Source organism: Ensifer sp. ENS08 (assembly GCF_014852195.1).
GTDB classification, from domain to species: Bacteria; Pseudomonadota; Alphaproteobacteria; order Rhizobiales; family Rhizobiaceae; genus Ensifer; species Ensifer adhaerens.
Genome location: NZ_JACVBF010000007.1, coordinates 247,282 through 262,120, shown reverse-complemented (window position 1 = coordinate 262,120; position 14,839 = coordinate 247,282). Strand labels below are relative to the sequence as shown.

The 14,839-nt window shown below is 62.9% G+C and carries 16 protein-coding genes; 11 read left to right on the top strand and 5 right to left on the bottom strand.

Annotated elements, in window-relative coordinates:
• Nucleotides 1-4 precede the first annotated feature (4 nt).
• From IB272_RS18285 to IB272_RS18275, 3 genes are all read right to left on the bottom strand, one after another.
• A complete protein-coding gene (locus tag IB272_RS18285; protein WP_089043914.1) occupies nt 5-274 on the bottom strand; it encodes a hypothetical protein in 270 nt (89 codons plus the stop codon).
• Nucleotides 275-432: 158 nt separating this feature from the next.
• Nucleotides 433-885, bottom strand: a complete 453-nt coding sequence (locus tag IB272_RS18280) for a TIGR02301 family protein (protein WP_034804029.1) — start codon at nt 883-885, stop codon at nt 433-435.
• Complete coding sequence (locus IB272_RS18275; protein WP_051659666.1) at nt 882-1,355, bottom strand: NUDIX hydrolase; 474 nt, start codon at nt 1,353-1,355, stop codon at nt 882-884. The genes IB272_RS18280 and IB272_RS18275 overlap by 4 nt, the downstream gene beginning before the upstream one ends.
• A 58-nt stretch (nt 1,356-1,413) precedes the next feature.
• Between IB272_RS18275 and IB272_RS18270 the strand changes: the two genes are divergently transcribed.
• Nucleotides 1,414-2,193, top strand: a complete 780-nt coding sequence (locus IB272_RS18270; RefSeq protein WP_060580972.1) for an SOS response-associated peptidase — start codon at nt 1,414-1,416, stop codon at nt 2,191-2,193.
• Between the two features lie 20 nt (nt 2,194-2,213).
• Here IB272_RS18270 and IB272_RS18265 read toward each other — a convergent pair whose 3' ends face one another.
• The gene (locus IB272_RS18265; protein WP_164475065.1) at nt 2,214-2,357 is read right to left on the bottom strand and encodes a hypothetical protein; all 144 of its coding nucleotides are present in this window, start codon (nt 2,355-2,357) and stop codon (nt 2,214-2,216) included.
• Nucleotides 2,358-2,771: 414 nt separating this feature from the next.
• On the opposite strand from IB272_RS18265, the gene cysS reads away from it, so the two are divergent.
• The 8 genes from cysS to rarD all read left to right on the top strand — a co-directional run bounded on the left by cysS (nt 2,772) and on the right by rarD (nt 9,885).
• Nucleotides 2,772-4,163, top strand: a complete 1,392-nt coding sequence (cysS, locus tag IB272_RS18260; protein ID WP_060580940.1) for a cysteine--tRNA ligase — start codon at nt 2,772-2,774, stop codon at nt 4,161-4,163.
• Between the two features lie 107 nt (nt 4,164-4,270).
• The gene (locus tag IB272_RS18255; RefSeq protein WP_060580939.1) at nt 4,271-4,654 is read left to right on the top strand and encodes a VOC family protein; all 384 of its coding nucleotides are present in this window, start codon (nt 4,271-4,273) and stop codon (nt 4,652-4,654) included.
• Between the two features lie 12 nt (nt 4,655-4,666).
• Nucleotides 4,667-5,158: a GFA family protein gene (locus tag IB272_RS18250; protein WP_060580938.1), complete on the top strand. Its 492-nt coding sequence runs from the start codon at nt 4,667-4,669 to the stop codon at nt 5,156-5,158.
• Complete coding sequence (locus tag IB272_RS18245) at nt 5,155-5,631, top strand: GFA family protein (RefSeq protein WP_034804014.1); 477 nt, start codon at nt 5,155-5,157, stop codon at nt 5,629-5,631. Before IB272_RS18250 ends, IB272_RS18245 begins: the two co-directional genes overlap by 4 nt.
• Nucleotides 5,604-6,125: a GFA family protein gene (locus tag IB272_RS18240; RefSeq protein WP_034804013.1), complete on the top strand. Its 522-nt coding sequence runs from the start codon at nt 5,604-5,606 to the stop codon at nt 6,123-6,125. Before IB272_RS18245 ends, IB272_RS18240 begins: the two co-directional genes overlap by 28 nt.
• 2 nt (nt 6,126-6,127) lie before the next feature.
• The gene (gene pip / locus IB272_RS18235) at nt 6,128-7,096 is read left to right on the top strand and encodes a prolyl aminopeptidase (RefSeq protein ID WP_113135656.1); all 969 of its coding nucleotides are present in this window, start codon (nt 6,128-6,130) and stop codon (nt 7,094-7,096) included.
• A gap of 24 nt (nt 7,097-7,120) precedes the next feature.
• Nucleotides 7,121-8,737, top strand: a complete 1,617-nt coding sequence (gene cimA / locus IB272_RS18230; RefSeq protein WP_060580937.1) for a citramalate synthase — start codon at nt 7,121-7,123, stop codon at nt 8,735-8,737.
• 215 nt (nt 8,738-8,952) lie between these two features.
• Nucleotides 8,953-9,885: an EamA family transporter RarD gene (gene rarD, locus IB272_RS18225; RefSeq protein ID WP_034804008.1), complete on the top strand. Its 933-nt coding sequence runs from the start codon at nt 8,953-8,955 to the stop codon at nt 9,883-9,885.
• Between the two features lie 68 nt (nt 9,886-9,953).
• On the opposite strand, the gene IB272_RS18220 is transcribed toward rarD, so the two are convergent.
• Nucleotides 9,954-10,574 (bottom strand): TIGR00730 family Rossman fold protein, encoded by a 621-nt coding sequence (locus IB272_RS18220; RefSeq protein ID WP_034804006.1) that lies wholly within the window; start codon nt 10,572-10,574, stop codon nt 9,954-9,956.
• 244 nt (nt 10,575-10,818) lie between these two features.
• Between IB272_RS18220 and IB272_RS18215 the strand changes: the two genes are divergently transcribed.
• Nucleotides 10,819-12,582 carry a LysM peptidoglycan-binding domain-containing protein gene (locus tag IB272_RS18215; RefSeq protein ID WP_060580936.1) on the top strand — a complete coding sequence of 588 codons (1,764 nt, stop codon included), beginning with the start codon at nt 10,819-10,821 and terminating at the stop codon, nt 12,580-12,582.
• Between the two features lie 205 nt (nt 12,583-12,787).
• Nucleotides 12,788-14,674, top strand: coding sequence for an ABC transporter ATP-binding protein/permease (locus IB272_RS18210; RefSeq protein WP_060580971.1), 1,887 nt, complete (start codon nt 12,788-12,790; stop codon nt 14,672-14,674).
• Nucleotides 14,675-14,839: the final 165 nt, after the last annotated feature.

Below are 14,839 nucleotides of genomic sequence, written 5' to 3'. Positions count from 1 at the left end.
GATATTACTGAATCGTGCGCTGGGGCGAGAATTCGCCGGCGAGCACGCGCTCGCGAAGCGAATTGAGCATTGCCTCGGCGCCGTCTTCGCCATGAAGCCGAACGGTTTCCCGCATGGCAAGAGCAATGGCCGCATCGGCGATGATTTCCGGCTCGATACCGTCGGCCATTCCGTCCGCCCAGGCCTCGCTCTGGTGTTCCAGCGCAGCCTGCATCTTCTCGTGGACGATCATGTCATCGATGTCGGTCAGGCTTGGTTCCATCATTCGTTCCATGCGACTTCCATTGTGCAAGCGGTTCATATTATGGCCGTTCGGCTGAACTCCGACTGAACGACCGTGACGGACTCGCCACTTCTTACCACTCTCTTAACGAACTTAGCAGCCTTTTCCCGAAACGACACGGGGTCGTGAGAAAAGAGGTTAATTTATTGCTAATTTCCAAAGCGGGCGACGATTTCTGACGCAAGTGTTGCCCCTTCGGCACGATATCGCTGTTCGGCGACGATCGCAGGGCCTGTGCAGTTCGTATAGACCGATGCGAAGGTGCGGTACCCGCGGTTGAAGGCGGCAGTCATCCGCTCGCGTCGTTTGACTTCAGTGGCGGTTTCCTTGTCGATCAGATCCTGCATCGAGCGGCGCCAGACGTCTTCCGGTTCCTTGACGCAGAGATTCCTGAGGTAGTGCACGGAGCCGAGGATTTCCGAGAGTCGAATCAGCCGCTGGTCATAGGGCGTCGGCTTTTCTTCCACGGCGGCCGGGGCAGGGGCTGCGGTCTCGGTCTTGGCCGCCTCTTTCGTCGGTGTTTTTTGCGCCGCCGCGCCAGTGGCGACCGTCAAGGCGATGCCGGCGAGCGTAAGCCTTGCGAGGATCGGGACAGGGATCATGATTTCATCAAGCCCGAATTGGCGGCGGTTTCAAGGCCGTCGCCGGATGTCGCGGCGTTCGCGCCGGTGCCGGAGAGTCTTTCCACACATTCGCGCACGCTGTCGGGGATCGGCAGGGTGAAGATCTCTTCAGGCGTGAACCAGCCGAGCCCTGCCGCGTCGTCGCTGGCGATGGCAACCGCGTCGGCATCCGCCTCGGCCCGGAACACCGAAAGCAGGAAGTGCCGCCCTTCGGACTCCTTGCCTGGCAGATCGTAGATTTCAAACAGCACCGGATCGCGCGCCTTGATGCCGGTTTCTTCGAACAATTCGCGAAGCGCTGTCTCCGCCGGCGTCTCGCCGGGCTCGGCACGGCCGCCCGGAAAGGCGTACATGTCGGCCGACGGTGGGTTGGCCCGGCGAACGAGCAGATAGCGGCCGTCGCGTTCTAGAATGACGGAGGAAGCAAGTTCGGGCTTGGTCGGCATCAGGGAATCAAATCGTCTCGGTAGCGTTGACCCATCCTACGTGAAGTGCCACATCGATGTCATGTGCGGACGTTTTGCGCTGACGGCGACCCCCGACGAAATGATGGAATTGTTCAGCCTGCTGGAAAGCGACGACTTTCCGGCGCGCTTCAATATCGCGCCAACCCAGCCGATCATGGTTGTCGTGGCCGGCGAGCGCGCGGCACCCGGCAGCAACCTGCCGGAGCGCAAGGCGGTGCTCGTGCGTTGGGGCTTTATGCCGGGCTGGGTGAAAGACCCGCGTGACTTTCCGCTGCTGATCAATGCGCGGGCCGAATCGGCAATCGACAAGGCCTCGTTTCGCGCCGCCATGCGCCACCGGCGTGTTCTCGTGCCGGCCTCCGGTTTTTACGAATGGCGCCGGCCGCCGAAAGGCAGCCGCGAGCCGTCGCAGGCCTATTGGGTGCGCCCGCGGAAGGGCGGCATCGTCGCTTTCGCCGGGCTGATGGAAACCTGGTCCTCGGCCGACGGCTCCGAGGTCGACACAGCGGCCATCCTGACGACGGCCGCCAACGCCTCGATCCGGCAGATCCATGACCGTATGCCGGTCGTTATCCAGCCCGAGGATTTTGCCCGCTGGCTGGATTGCAAGACGCAGGAGCCGCGCGAGGTTGCCGATCTCTTCGGCCCCGTCGCGGAGGACTACTTCGAGGCGATCCCTGTCTCGGACAAGGTCAACAAGGTCGTCAACACCGGTCCCGAAATCCAGGATGCCGTCACGCCCAGGTCGGTTGCGAATGCCCAGCTAAAGGGCAAGGACGAGCCGACCGAGCCCGATGGCGGGCAGATGTCTCTCTTTTAAGGAAAAGAGCGTCGGAACCGTCAGGCTGGCCGCTTGGTCAGCTTGCCAGCCGGCTTCGCCTTCACCTGCAACGCTGCGGCAAGTACGGCCTTCAGGCCGAGCGGGCGATACTGTTCGACGAGGTTGGCGGATTTGGTGATGTCTTTGGTCTTTGCGGCTTTCACTTGCACTCACTCCTTGATGCTTTCCCGAACCGGATACACTGCCGCTTTCGCACGTCTTCACGAAAGCGACGCTCCTCCTCGCTCTCCGGAGACAGGATTTCGTGGTGTGCTACCAACTACACCGCGAATCTGTTTTCCGCATGGCGATCTCAGATAAGCCTAATCATGACAAATCCATGACCGCGGAATCCTTTCGATAGTCGGCTGTGCTTGCACGCGGCTGACCTCTTGACCGAAATCGGGTGACGCGCGATAAGTGAGGCCATGAAAACGGTTATCTGCATTATCTGCCGGAACATTATTCGCTAGCGCTCCGCTGGCCTGGCCGTTTTCGTCTCCTAAAATCCAAGATGACAAACGCGCGGGCCTCCCGGGCGCGGTATTTTACGGTCGTATGCATCTTGGAGAATGGCAATGGGCGGAACGCCGACACTGAAGCTGTACAACACGCTGACGCGGGAGAAGATCGAGTTCAAGCCGATCGATCCCGACAACGTTCGCATGTATGTCTGCGGCCCGACGGTCTATGACTATGCCCATATCGGCAATGCCCGGCCGGTCATCGTCTTCGACGTCCTGTTCCGGCTGCTGCGCTATGTCTATGGCGCGGATCACGTCACCTATGCGCGCAACATCACCGACGTCGACGACAAGATCAACGCGCGGGCGCTGCGGGACTATCCGACCCTGCCGCTCAACGACGCGATCCGCCGGGTGACGGAGAAGACCGAAACGCAGTTTCTCGACGATGCCAGGGCGCTCGGCTGCCTCGATCCTGATGTCCAGCCGCGGGCGACCGACAACATCGCCCAGATGATCGACATCATCGAAAAGCTCATCGTCAAGGGCCACGCCTACCAGGCGGGCGGCGAGGTGCTGTTCGATACCAAGTCGATGGCCGATTACGGTCAGCTCTCGAAGCGCAACCTCGACGAACAGCAGGCCGGCGCCCGCGTCGCCGTCGAGGCGCATAAGAAAAGCCCCGGCGATTTCGTGCTGTGGAAGCTCTCCGGCGACAACGAACCGGGTTGGGAAAGCCCGTGGGGCAGGGGCCGTCCCGGCTGGCACATCGAGTGCTCGGCCATGAGCAGCCGCTATCTCGGCGAGGTTTTCGACATCCACGGCGGCGGGCTGGATCTCATCTTCCCGCACCACGAAAACGAGATTGCCCAATCCCGTTGCGCCCATGGCACCGAGGTGATGGCGAATGTCTGGATGCACAACGGCTTCCTGCAGGTCGAAGGCCGCAAGATGTCGAAGTCCGAAGGCAACTTCGTCACCATCTACGAACTGCTGCACACGGAAAAGTTCGCCGGCCGCCAGTGGCCGGGCGACGTGCTGAGGCTCGCGATGCTGATGACGCACTATCGCGAGCCGATCGATTTTTCGGTGAAGCGGCTGGAAGAGGCAGAGCATCTGCTCTCCAAGTGGCCGGTGCCGGGTGACGCCACGGGTGAGGCCGACCCGGCCGTGGTCGCCGCACTTGCCGACGACCTCAACACGGTCGCGGCCGTCCAGGCGGTCCATGCGCTCGCCCAGAAGGCGGCGACCGATCCCAAACTGCTCGGCACCTTCGCCGCAAGTGCTGCGCTGATCGGCGTGGTGCCGCAGGCGGTCGAGCTCGACGAGGGGCTGGTCCGCGACATCGACAGCCGCGTGCGGGCCCGTCTGGAACTGCTGAAGGCGAAGAACTTCGCGGAAGCCGACAAGATCCGCGATGATCTGCTGGCGCGCGGTGTTCAGCTGAAGGACGGCAAGGATCCGGCAACCGGCGAGCGGGTGACGACCTGGGATATCAAACGGTGACGGTGGGCCGCCCCCAGAGCCCTGTCCGATTGCTCTGATCGGTTCGGACAGGGCATCTGAAAGGGCAGCGAAAAGCGGAGCGCATGCATGAAAGAGGAGTTCGTGCGATGATCGACCATACGGGCATTCCCGTCGCGGATTTCGACCGGGCGCAGTCGTTCTACGACAAGGCCTTTGCTCCGCTTGGCGCCTCCTTGCTGATGATGGTGCCGTTGGAGCACACCGGCGGCGTGAAGGTCGGCGGTTATGGCCGCGAGCGGCCGGTTTTCTGGCTGCATGAGACGGCCGCGGCAGGCCCGGGCCGCCACTACGCCTTTTCGGCGCGCAGCCGCGCCGAGGTCGATGCCTTCTATGAAGCGGCGATTGCCGTCGGCGGACGTGACAACGGCAAGCCGGGGCTGAGACCGCACTACCACCCGGACTATTACGGGGCCTTCGTATTCGATCCCGACGGCAACAATATCGAAGCCGTCTGCCACGCGCCGGGCTAAGGAGGAGTTGCGATGAGTCTCGACAACAGGCCCTATTATGCCGGCGGCTGCCAATGCGGCGCGGTCCGTTTCCGCGTCGAGGGCAAGCTCGGTGACGCATCCGTCTGTCATTGCCGCATGTGCCAGAAGGCGAGCGGCAACTTCTACATGCCCTTGGTTTCGGTTCGCGGCGCGCATGTGACCTGGACCCGCGGAGAGCCCAAGCGCTTCCAGTCGTCAAACGCCGCGCGCCGCGGCTTCTGCGCCGATTGCGGCACGCCGCTGACCTACGAGGCACCGGATGGCATGGCGCTGGCGATCGCTGCCTTCGACGAGCCGCAAGGCATCGTGCCGACCATCCAATGGGGCGTCGAGGGTAAGCTGCCCTATGTCGATCACGTTGCCGATCTGCCTGGCGTTCATACGCTGGAAGATCCGGACGCAATCGAGTTCCTGACCAATCTCGTTTCCTATCAGCATCCCGACCACGACACCGAGACCTGGCCCCCGGAGGAGAAGCGATGACCGAAAACGTTCGAACAGGTGGATGCCAATGCGGCGCGGTCCGCTTCCGGATCAAGGGTGAACTCGGACGCGCGTCGATCTGTCATTGCCGCATGTGCCAGAAACAGTTCGGCTCGTTCTTCTCGGCGCTGGTGACGGCGCCGAAGGATGGCGTCGAATGGGTGCGGGACGAACCGAGCTATTTCCAGTCCTCGGTCAACATCGACCGTGGCTTCTGCCCGAAATGCGGAACGCCGATGACGTATCGGCATCCGGGTGGCCTTGAGATCGCCATCGGCACCTTTGACGATCGCACCGATCTGGCGCCGAAAATCCAGGTCAATCACGCCTCGCGGCTGCCCTGGGTCGATACGATCTTCGAGCAGCCGGTGCTTGAGGATCAGGATTTTTACGCCAGGCAGGAAAGCATCATCTCGTTCCAGCATCCCGACCACGAGACCGATCAATGGCATCCCTCGGGAGCATTCCGGTGACCATCGCGCGCATCTATACGGGCGGATGCCAATGCGGCGCCGTGCGCTACCGCGCCGAGGGCGTGCTTGCGGACCCGCATATCTGTCATTGCCGCATGTGCCAGAAGGCGACCGGGAACTATTTCATGCCGCTCGCCAATGCGTCCCGAGACACGTTCGACATTACCCGGGGCCAGCCGTCCTGGTTCCGCTCGTCGCATCTGGTGCGCCGCGGTTTTTGCAGCGATTGCGGCACGCCGCTGTTCTACGATATGCCCGACGAGAACTTCATCAACATCGCGCTCGGCTCGCTCGACGACCCCGATGACGTACAGCCCGTTTACCAGTCCGGCGTCGAATCCCGCGTCATATGGTTCTCACGGCTCGCGGGCTTGCCACCAAGGGAGACGGATGACGGTAGCGAGGTCTCGGCGACCCGCCATCTGATCGTTCTCGAAACCAACCGCCAGCATCCCGACTACGACACCGTGCACTGGCCGCTCACGAAAGACTGAAAATGACGACTGTTCTGCGTACGCTTTATCCGGAAATCGAACCCTATGCGTCGGGCCACCTCGAGGTCGGCGACGGTCATACCATCTATTGGGAAAAGGCCGGCACGCCGGGCGCTAAGCCTGCCGTCTTCCTGCATGGCGGGCCAGGCGGCACGATCTCGCCGAACCACCGCCGCCTGTTCGATCCGACGCTCTACGACGTAACGCTGTTCGACCAGCGCGGCTGCGGTAAGTCGACGCCGAATGCCAGGATCGAAGCCAACACCACCTGGCATCTCGTCGCCGATATCGAGCGGCTGCGCGAGATGGCCGGCGCCGACAAGTGGCTGGTCTTCGGCGGTTCCTGGGGATCGACGCTGGGGCTTGCCTATGCCGAGAAGCACCCGGAACGGGTTTCCGAACTGGTGCTGCGTGGCATCTACACGCTGACCAAGGCCGAGCTCGACTGGTACTACCAGTTCGGCGTCTCGGAGATGTTCCCGGACAAGTGGGAGCGTTTCATCGCGCCCATTCCCGAGAACGAGCGCCACGAGATGATGCACGCCTATCATCGCCGCCTGATGAGCGAGGACAAGGCGACACGCCTTGCGGCCGCCAAGGCCTGGAGCATCTGGGAAGGTGAGACGATCACGCTGTTGCCGGAGCTCGCAACCAGCGAGCCCTTCGCTGACGACGATTATGCTGACGCCTTCGCGCGGATCGAGAACCACTTCTTCGTCAATGCCGGCTGGATGGAAGAGGGCCAATTGCTGCGCGACGCCCAACGGCTGCACGGCATTCCCGGCGTCATCATCCACGGGCGCTACGACATGCCGTGCCCGGCGAAGTACGCCTGGCAGCTGCACAAGGCCTGGCCGGGATCAGAGCTGCATCTGGTCGAGGGAGCAGGCCATGCCTATTCCGAGCCGGGCATCCTCGACCGGCTGATCCGCGCCACGGACCAGTTCGCAGGCAAGACCGAGCAAAAGTAAACCGAGCATATTTGGACGAGAGCCATGACCAGGGAACGCATCTACCTCTTCGACACGACGCTGAGAGACGGGCAACAGACGCCCGGCATCGACTTTTCCGTCGAGGACAAGATTGCGATTGCCGGCCTGCTCGATCAGTTCGGCATGGACTATATCGAAGGCGGCTATCCCGGCGCGAACCCGACCGACACGGAGTTCTTCGGGCGCAAGCGCACCCAGAAGGCCTCCTTCGTCGCCTTCGGCATGACCAAGCGCGCCGGGGTTTCGGCGTCGAACGATCCGGGCCTCGCGGCGCTGCTCGCGGCCAAGAGCGACGCCATCTGTCTTGTCGCCAAGAGCTGGGACTATCACGTCGAAGTGGCGCTCGGCTGCACCAACGAGGAAAACCTCGACAACATCCGGGCCTCGGTCGAGGCGGTGGTCGCCTCCGGTCGCGAGGCGATGGTCGATTGCGAGCATTTCTTCGATGGCTACAAAGCCAACCCCGCCTATGCGCTCGCCTGCGCGAAGACGGCCTTTGACGCCGGCGCGCGCTGGGTGGTGCTCTGCGACACCAATGGCGGCACGCAGCCTCCGGAGGTGCGCGAGATCGTTGCGGCCGTGATCGCTGCCGGCGTGCCCGGCGCCAATCTCGGCATCCATGCCCATAACGATACCGGCCAGGCGGTCGCCAATTCGCTTGCGGCGGTCGAGGCCGGCGTACGCCAGATCCAGGGCACGCTGAACGGCATTGGCGAACGCTGCGGAAACGCCAATCTCGTCACGCTGATCCCGACGCTTGCTTTGAAAGAGACCTATTCCAGCCGCTTCGAAACGGCGATCGATGCCGACCGCTTGCTGGAGCTGACGAAGCTCGCTCATTCCTTCGACGAGCTGTTGAACCGCTCGCCAGACCAGCAGGCGCCTTACGTGGGCGCGTCGGCCTTTGCAACCAAGGCCGGCATCCACGCTTCGGCATTGCTCAAGGATCCGCGCACCTATGAGCACGTGGTGCCGGAAAGCATCGGCAACCTGCGCAAGGTCATGGTGTCCGACCAGGGTGGCAAGGCCAATTTCATCAACGCACTGAAGCGCCGCGGCATCGTCGTCAGCAAGGACGACCCGAAGCTCGACAAGCTGATCGCCATCGTCAAGGAACGCGAAGCGACCGGCTATGCCTATGAAGGGGCGGATGCGAGCTTCGCGCTGCTCGCCAGCCGCATTCTCGGCACGGTGCCGGATTTCTTCCACGTGGAAAGCTTCCGGGTGATGGTCGAGCGCCGCTTCGACGCCAACGGCCATCTGAAGACGGTGTCGGAAGCGGTGGTGAAGGTGGTCGTCGACGGCGAGACGATGATGTCGGTCGCCGAAGGCCACGGCCCGGTCAACGCGCTCGACCTGGCGCTGCGCAAGGATCTCGGCAAGTACCAGTCGGAAATCGAAGACCTGGAGCTCGCGGACTACAAGGTCCGTATCCTCAATGGCGGGACCGAGGCGATCACCCGCGTTCTGATCGAATCGACCGATGGCACGGGCGCACGCTGGTGGACCGTGGGGGTCTCCGACAACATCATCGATGCGTCTTTCCAGGCGCTGATGGACAGCATCGTCTTCAAGCTGCTCAAGAACCGCGACCACGTCGGGCTGATCGCCGCCGAGTAATTTCGGCGATCGGCCCGGTAACGCTGATGAACTGGCCGGGGGAGGGTGAGCAAAACTCATTCTCCCTTCACGGAAATGAATTGGTGCATCACCGGCCATTGGGGTAGGACGCACCAATGGGAGATCGTGCCGGCCGACTGGCTGTGCCCTCCCTTCTGACCGGTGAGCGGCCGTTGCCGCCAGGGCTCTCCGGCAAAACACCAGGAAAAGATGATATGGCCGAGCCGAAAGCACCCGCCGAAAATACCGATTCCGCACAAGGCTTTGCCTTCGCGCTGACCGCCTATCTGCTTTGGGGCTTCCTGCCGTTCTTCATGAAGGCTGTCGCCCATATCCCGGCGCCGGAAGTGGTGGCGCACCGGATCGTGTGGTCGGTGCCGCTCGCAGGTCTCGTGCTGCTCTGGCTCGGGCGCACCGACGATATCAAGACGGCACTGCGCTCGCCGCGCATGCTGTGCATGGCCGCACTGACTGCCGTGCTCATCACCATCAACTGGGGCATCTATGTCTGGGCAATCGGGGCGGGCCGCGCCATCGAAACCGCGCTCGGCTACTACATCAATCCGCTCTTCTCGATCTTCCTCGGCGCCGTGCTTTTGAAGGAGAGGCCGAACCCGGCGCAGATGGTCGCAATCGCGCTCGCTGCTTCCGCCGTCGCCGTGCTCGCCTTTGATGCCGGCGGTCTGCCGTGGGTGTCGATCGGCCTCTGCCTGTCCTGGGGTTTCTACGCCTTCTTCCGCAAGACCCTGCCGGTTGGCCCCAACCAGGGCTTCTTCCTGGAAGTCCTGCTGCTGAGCGTTCCGGCCATCGGCTACATCATCTGGCTGGAGACGACGGGGCAGGGCCATTTCGGTGACACCGGCATGGCCGACGTCCTGTGGCTGTTGTCCTGCGGCATCGTCACGGCCGTGCCGCTGATGATCTATGCCAATGGCGCCAAGCTCCTGCGCCTCTCGACCATCGGCATCATGCAGTACATCGCGCCGACGATGATTTTCGTGATCGCCGTCTTCGTCTTCCATGAGCCCTTCGGTACGGCAAAGCTCATCGCCTTCGGCCTGATCTGGGCGGCGCTGGTGATCTATACCGGCGCGATGCTGGCTGAAAGCAGGGCGCGCCGCGCCCTGCAGGCAAGCCCGGCCGAATAAGGTCGGTTGCGATAGAAACAAAAAAGGCGCGCCGGGGGCGCGCCTTTTTTGTTGGCTGAACAGGTTTCTCAAAGCTTGGAGATGATCTCGGCTTCGCCGTCGCGGCCGTTGCCGCCGTTGGCGGCCGCCAGGATGGTCGGCACGATGTCGGCGGCATCGTTGACGACGAGCGGCTGCACCAGATGCGCCGTGTGGACGAAGCCCTCTTCGCGCATGTGCTGCAGGAGGTCCATCATCGGCCTCCAGAAATTGTTGATGTTGCCGAAGACCATCGGCTTGCGGTGACGGCCGAGCTGCGCCCAGGTCATGATCTCGACGATCTCTTCAAGCGTGCCGATGCCGCCCGGCAGAGCCACGAAGGCGTCGGCGCGTTCGAACATCGTGTGCTTGCGCTCGTGCATGTCGGCCGTGACGATCAGTTCGTTCAGTTGGCCGAGCGAATGGCGGGTCGCTTCCTTGTCCATCAGGAATTCAGGGATGATCCCGGTGACTTCGCCGCCGTTGGAAAGCACGCCGCTGGCGACCGCTCCCATGATGCCGCGTGTGCCGCCGCCATAGACCAGGCGAAGCCCGTGATCGGCGATGGAGCGGCCGAGCGCGCGGCCGGCCTCCATGTAGGCATTGTCGCGTCCCGGCTGTGACCCGCAATAGACGCAGATGGATCGAATCGTGCTGTTCTCGGTGCTCATGCCCCCCAAAAAACATTGCAGCGCAGCATGGGTCAAGAAAAATGAGGGGAAACCCGGCTTTCTGTGGGTTGCCGTGCCTTCGGCTGCTTGTATGCCGAATCGCGAATCGCTAGCAATTTCAGTGATTGATTGAAGAAATCGGACGAGTTGCTTGCTGTTGCGCTATAATGACGGCGCAAGCCCGCACCGCAGGCCGATGAGAGGGCATGCGCGGAGCGTTGCTCCGCTCCGTGTGGAGAGTGGCATGATCAAAAATAAGGCCGGCTGGGTGGCCATTTCTGTCCTCGTGGCAGCAACAGCGTTGATGGTATTCGTAATTCAACCGAACTTGCGCGACGACGGCCAGAAGCCAACGGCGGAGCAGGCGGCAGGCACCGCGACACAGTCGACCGAGGCGACGCCTGCGACCAGTGGCCCGCAGGCGGCTGGCGCCTCTGCCGAGACAGCAAAGTCGGATGCTGCGCCGCAGCAGGAACAGTCGAAGGCCGACGCGGCGACTGCCGCCAATGCGCCTGCAACCGATCCCGCCATTCCCGGTTTCGATGTGTTGCGCGTGGAGCCCGATGGCTCGACGGTGATCGCCGGCCATGCCCAGCCGAATTCGAAGCTTGAGATCCTGAGCGGCGATACGGTGGTCGGCACCGCTGATGTCGGCGCGACCGGCGACTTTGCCGCGGTCTTCGACGATCCGCTTCCGGCGGGTGACCATCAGCTCACGCTGCGCAGCACCGGCGAAAACGGTGCGGTGAAGAGCTCCGAGGAGGTCGCGACCGTTTCTGTTCCCAAGGATCCGTCCGGTCAACTGCTTGCCATGGTCTCGAAGCCCGGCATGGCGAGCCGGCTGATCACGACGCCGGATACGGTGGAGGGGACAGCGGCTGTGGACGCCAAGCCGGCCGAGGTTGCTTCCGCAACGCCGCAGGCGGTCGATACCGCTACTGCGCCGGCCAAGCTTTCTGGCGTGCCGGGCCTGCAGGTGAGCGCCGTCGAGATCGAAGGCAGCAAGATGTTCGTTGCCGGCAGCGCCAAGGCAGGCGCCTTGGTTCGCGTCTATGCCGACGACAGGCTCGTCGGCGAAATGAAAGCCGACGACAAGGGCCACTTCGTCGTCGACGGCCAGATCGAGTTGACGGTGGGCAGCCACATCATTCGGGCCGACATGCTGAACGAGGATGGCACCAAGGTCGTGATGCGCGCTTCGGTTCCCTTCGACCGGCCCGCCGGATCGCAGGTCGCGGCCGTGGCACCTTCGGGCACGCCGTCCGCAACCGCGGGTCTCGATGGCCTGCGTGCGGAAGCTGGAAAGGCGCTCGCGCTGCTGAAGGGTCTCTATGCCAATGGCAAGGTGCCGAACGGCGAGCAACTGGCCGCCGCCCGTTCGGCGACCGAGATTGCGTTGAAGTCGCTTGCCGATTTCCGCCTCGCCGACAGTTCCGACCAGACGCTCGTCGCTTCCGCGACGCGGGCCGCAAAGGCCTCCGCAAGTGCGCTCGCGGCGCTGAAGGCTGCACCTCAGGACGCATCGAGCGTGGCGACGGCACTTGCCAAGGTTGATGAAACGGTTGGTGCGGTCCTTGCCGAGCAGGGCAGCGCCACGCCGGCGTCGCCCGAGAAGGCCCAGCCGAAGGACAATGCCCCGGCTCCGGGCGAACTGGCAAAGGCAATGGGTGCTGGAAGCGCAGTTGTAAACGACGCTGCACCGGCGCAGTCGGCGACCGAAACCGCGGCCGTTGCAGCCTCGCCCGACCAGCCCCAGACGCTCGAGCAGGCTCCGCTCAAGGAGAGCAAGAGTTCGGTGATCATCCGCCGCGGCGATACGCTGTGGCAGATCTCGCGTCGCGTCTACGGCGCCGGCCTGCGCTACACCACGATCTATCTCGCCAACCAGGACCAGATCGAGGATCCGGACCGCATTCGCCCGGGTCAGGTCTTCGGCGTGCCGGACAAGGCGCTGCCGGACGACGAATCGCGGGAAATTCACAAGAAGCACATGAAACAAGAGCAATAAGCAGCCGATCGGCGGCCGCCGACATTGCGGCGGCTGCGACGGATGCTTATCTCCAGACCAAGGGCGGCGCCTTCGACAGGGCGCCGCTTTTCATTGAACGGTGATGACGGCGCCGCAGGTCTTCGTTTACAGGGAAGGCTCGGCGCAGAGCTTGGATGCGCAACAATCTGCCTCCAAGCGCGCAAACGTAAGAGCGGATCAGAACGTGGCACCCCAGAAGAAAACCGTTTCGGCCGATACCAGCAATCCCTTGCATACGATCGCCAATCTCTGGCCCTACATGTGGCCATCGGACAGGGCCGATCTCAAGCTTCGGGTGATCTGGGCGACGGTCATTCTGATCATCGCCAAGGTCGTCCTGATCCTCGTTCCCTATTCCTTCAAATGGGCAACCGATGCGCTGAACGGCAAGCCGGATGTCCTGGGCTTTCTGCCCGTGTTCACGACCGGCGCGGTCATGCTGGTGCTTGCCTACAACCTCGCGCGTCTTTTGCAGGCCGGCTTGAACCAGCTGCGCGATGCGCTGTTTGCAAGCGTCGGTCAGCACGCGGTCCGGCAACTGGCCTACAAGACCTTTGTGCACATGCACCAGCTGTCGCTGCGCTTCCATCTGGAGCGGCGCACCGGTGGGCTTTCTCGCGTCATCGAGCGCGGCACCAAGGGCATCGAAACGATCGTCCGATTCACCATCCTCAACAGCGTTCCGACCCTGATCGAATTCCTGCTGACGGCAGTGATCTTCTGGTGGGGCTACGGCTTCAGCTATCTCCTCGTCACCGCCGTCACCGTCTGGCTCTACATCTGGTTCACCGTGCGCGCGAGCGACTGGCGCATCGCCATCCGCCGTTCGATGAACGACAGCGACACCGACGCCAACACCAAGGCGATCGACTCGCTGCTGAACTTCGAGACGGTCAAGTATTTCGGCAACGAGGAGATGGAAGCCCGTCGCTTCGACAAGTCGATGGAACGCTACGAGGCGGCGGCGACCCAGGTCTGGACGTCGCTCGGCTGGCTCAACTTCGGCCAGGCGTTGATCTTCGGCGCCGGTACGGCCGTGATGATGATCATGTCGGCGCTTGCCGTGCAGCGTGGCGAGCAGACGTTGGGTGACTTCGTCTTCATCAACGCCATGCTGATCCAGCTTGCGATCCCGCTCAACTTCATCGGCTTCGTCTACCGCGAAATCCGTCAGGGGCTCACCGACATCGAGCATATGTTCGACCTGCTCGACGTGCGCGCCGAAGTGGTGGATCGCCCGAATGCGAGCGAACTTGTCATCGGCAAGGGCGCCATCGCCTTCAAGGATGTGCATTTCGCCTATGACGCGGCGCGTCCGATCCTGAAGGGCATCACTTTCGAAGTGCCCGCCGGCAAGACGGTCGCCGTCGTTGGCCCCTCCGGTGCCGGCAAGTCTACGCTCTCGCGGCTGCTCTATCGCTTCTACGACGTGCAGGAAGGGGCGATCACCATCGATGGCCAGGACGTGCGCACAGTGACGCAGAAGAGCCTGCGCTCGGTGATAGGCATGGTGCCGCAGGACACGGTGCTCTTCAACGACACCATCGCCTACAACATCCGCTATGGCCGCGTTTCGGCGAGCGAAGCCGAAGTCGAGGCGGCGGCCGAAGCCGCGCAGATCGCCGAGTTCATCCGCACGCTGCCGGAGGGCTTCCAGGCCATGGTCGGCGAACGGGGCCTGAAGCTTTCGGGCGGCGAGAAGCAGCGCGTTGCGATCGCCCGCACCATTCTCAAGGCGCCGCCGATCCTGATCCTCGACGAGGCGACCTCGGCACTAGATACGCGCACGGAGCAGGAGATTCAGTCGGCACTCGACGTCGTTTCGCGCAACCGCACGACGCTTGTCATCGCGCACCGGCTCTCGACCGTCATCAACGCCGACGAGATCATCGTGCTGAAGGACGGCGTCATCGCCGAGCGCGGCACCCATGGCGAGCTGATCGATCGCGACGGCCTCTATGCCTCGATGTGGAGCCGCCAGCGCGAAGCGACGCAGGCCGAAGAGCAACTGAAGCGCGTGCGCGAGAGCGACGATCTCGGCATCGTCACCCGCGGCGAGCCGGCGGTTTGATGGCGTCTTTTTCTTTGCTGAGCGCGACGCGTTTTGTCGCTACCGGGCGGGCAACGTTGCCCGCCGGGACATTTCGCGCTAGAGCGGGGGGCAGGAAAAGCGTTTGCGGTTTTCCGTCCGCATCCCGCGCTAACTTATAGAAAACGATCACGTTCCACGGAAAAT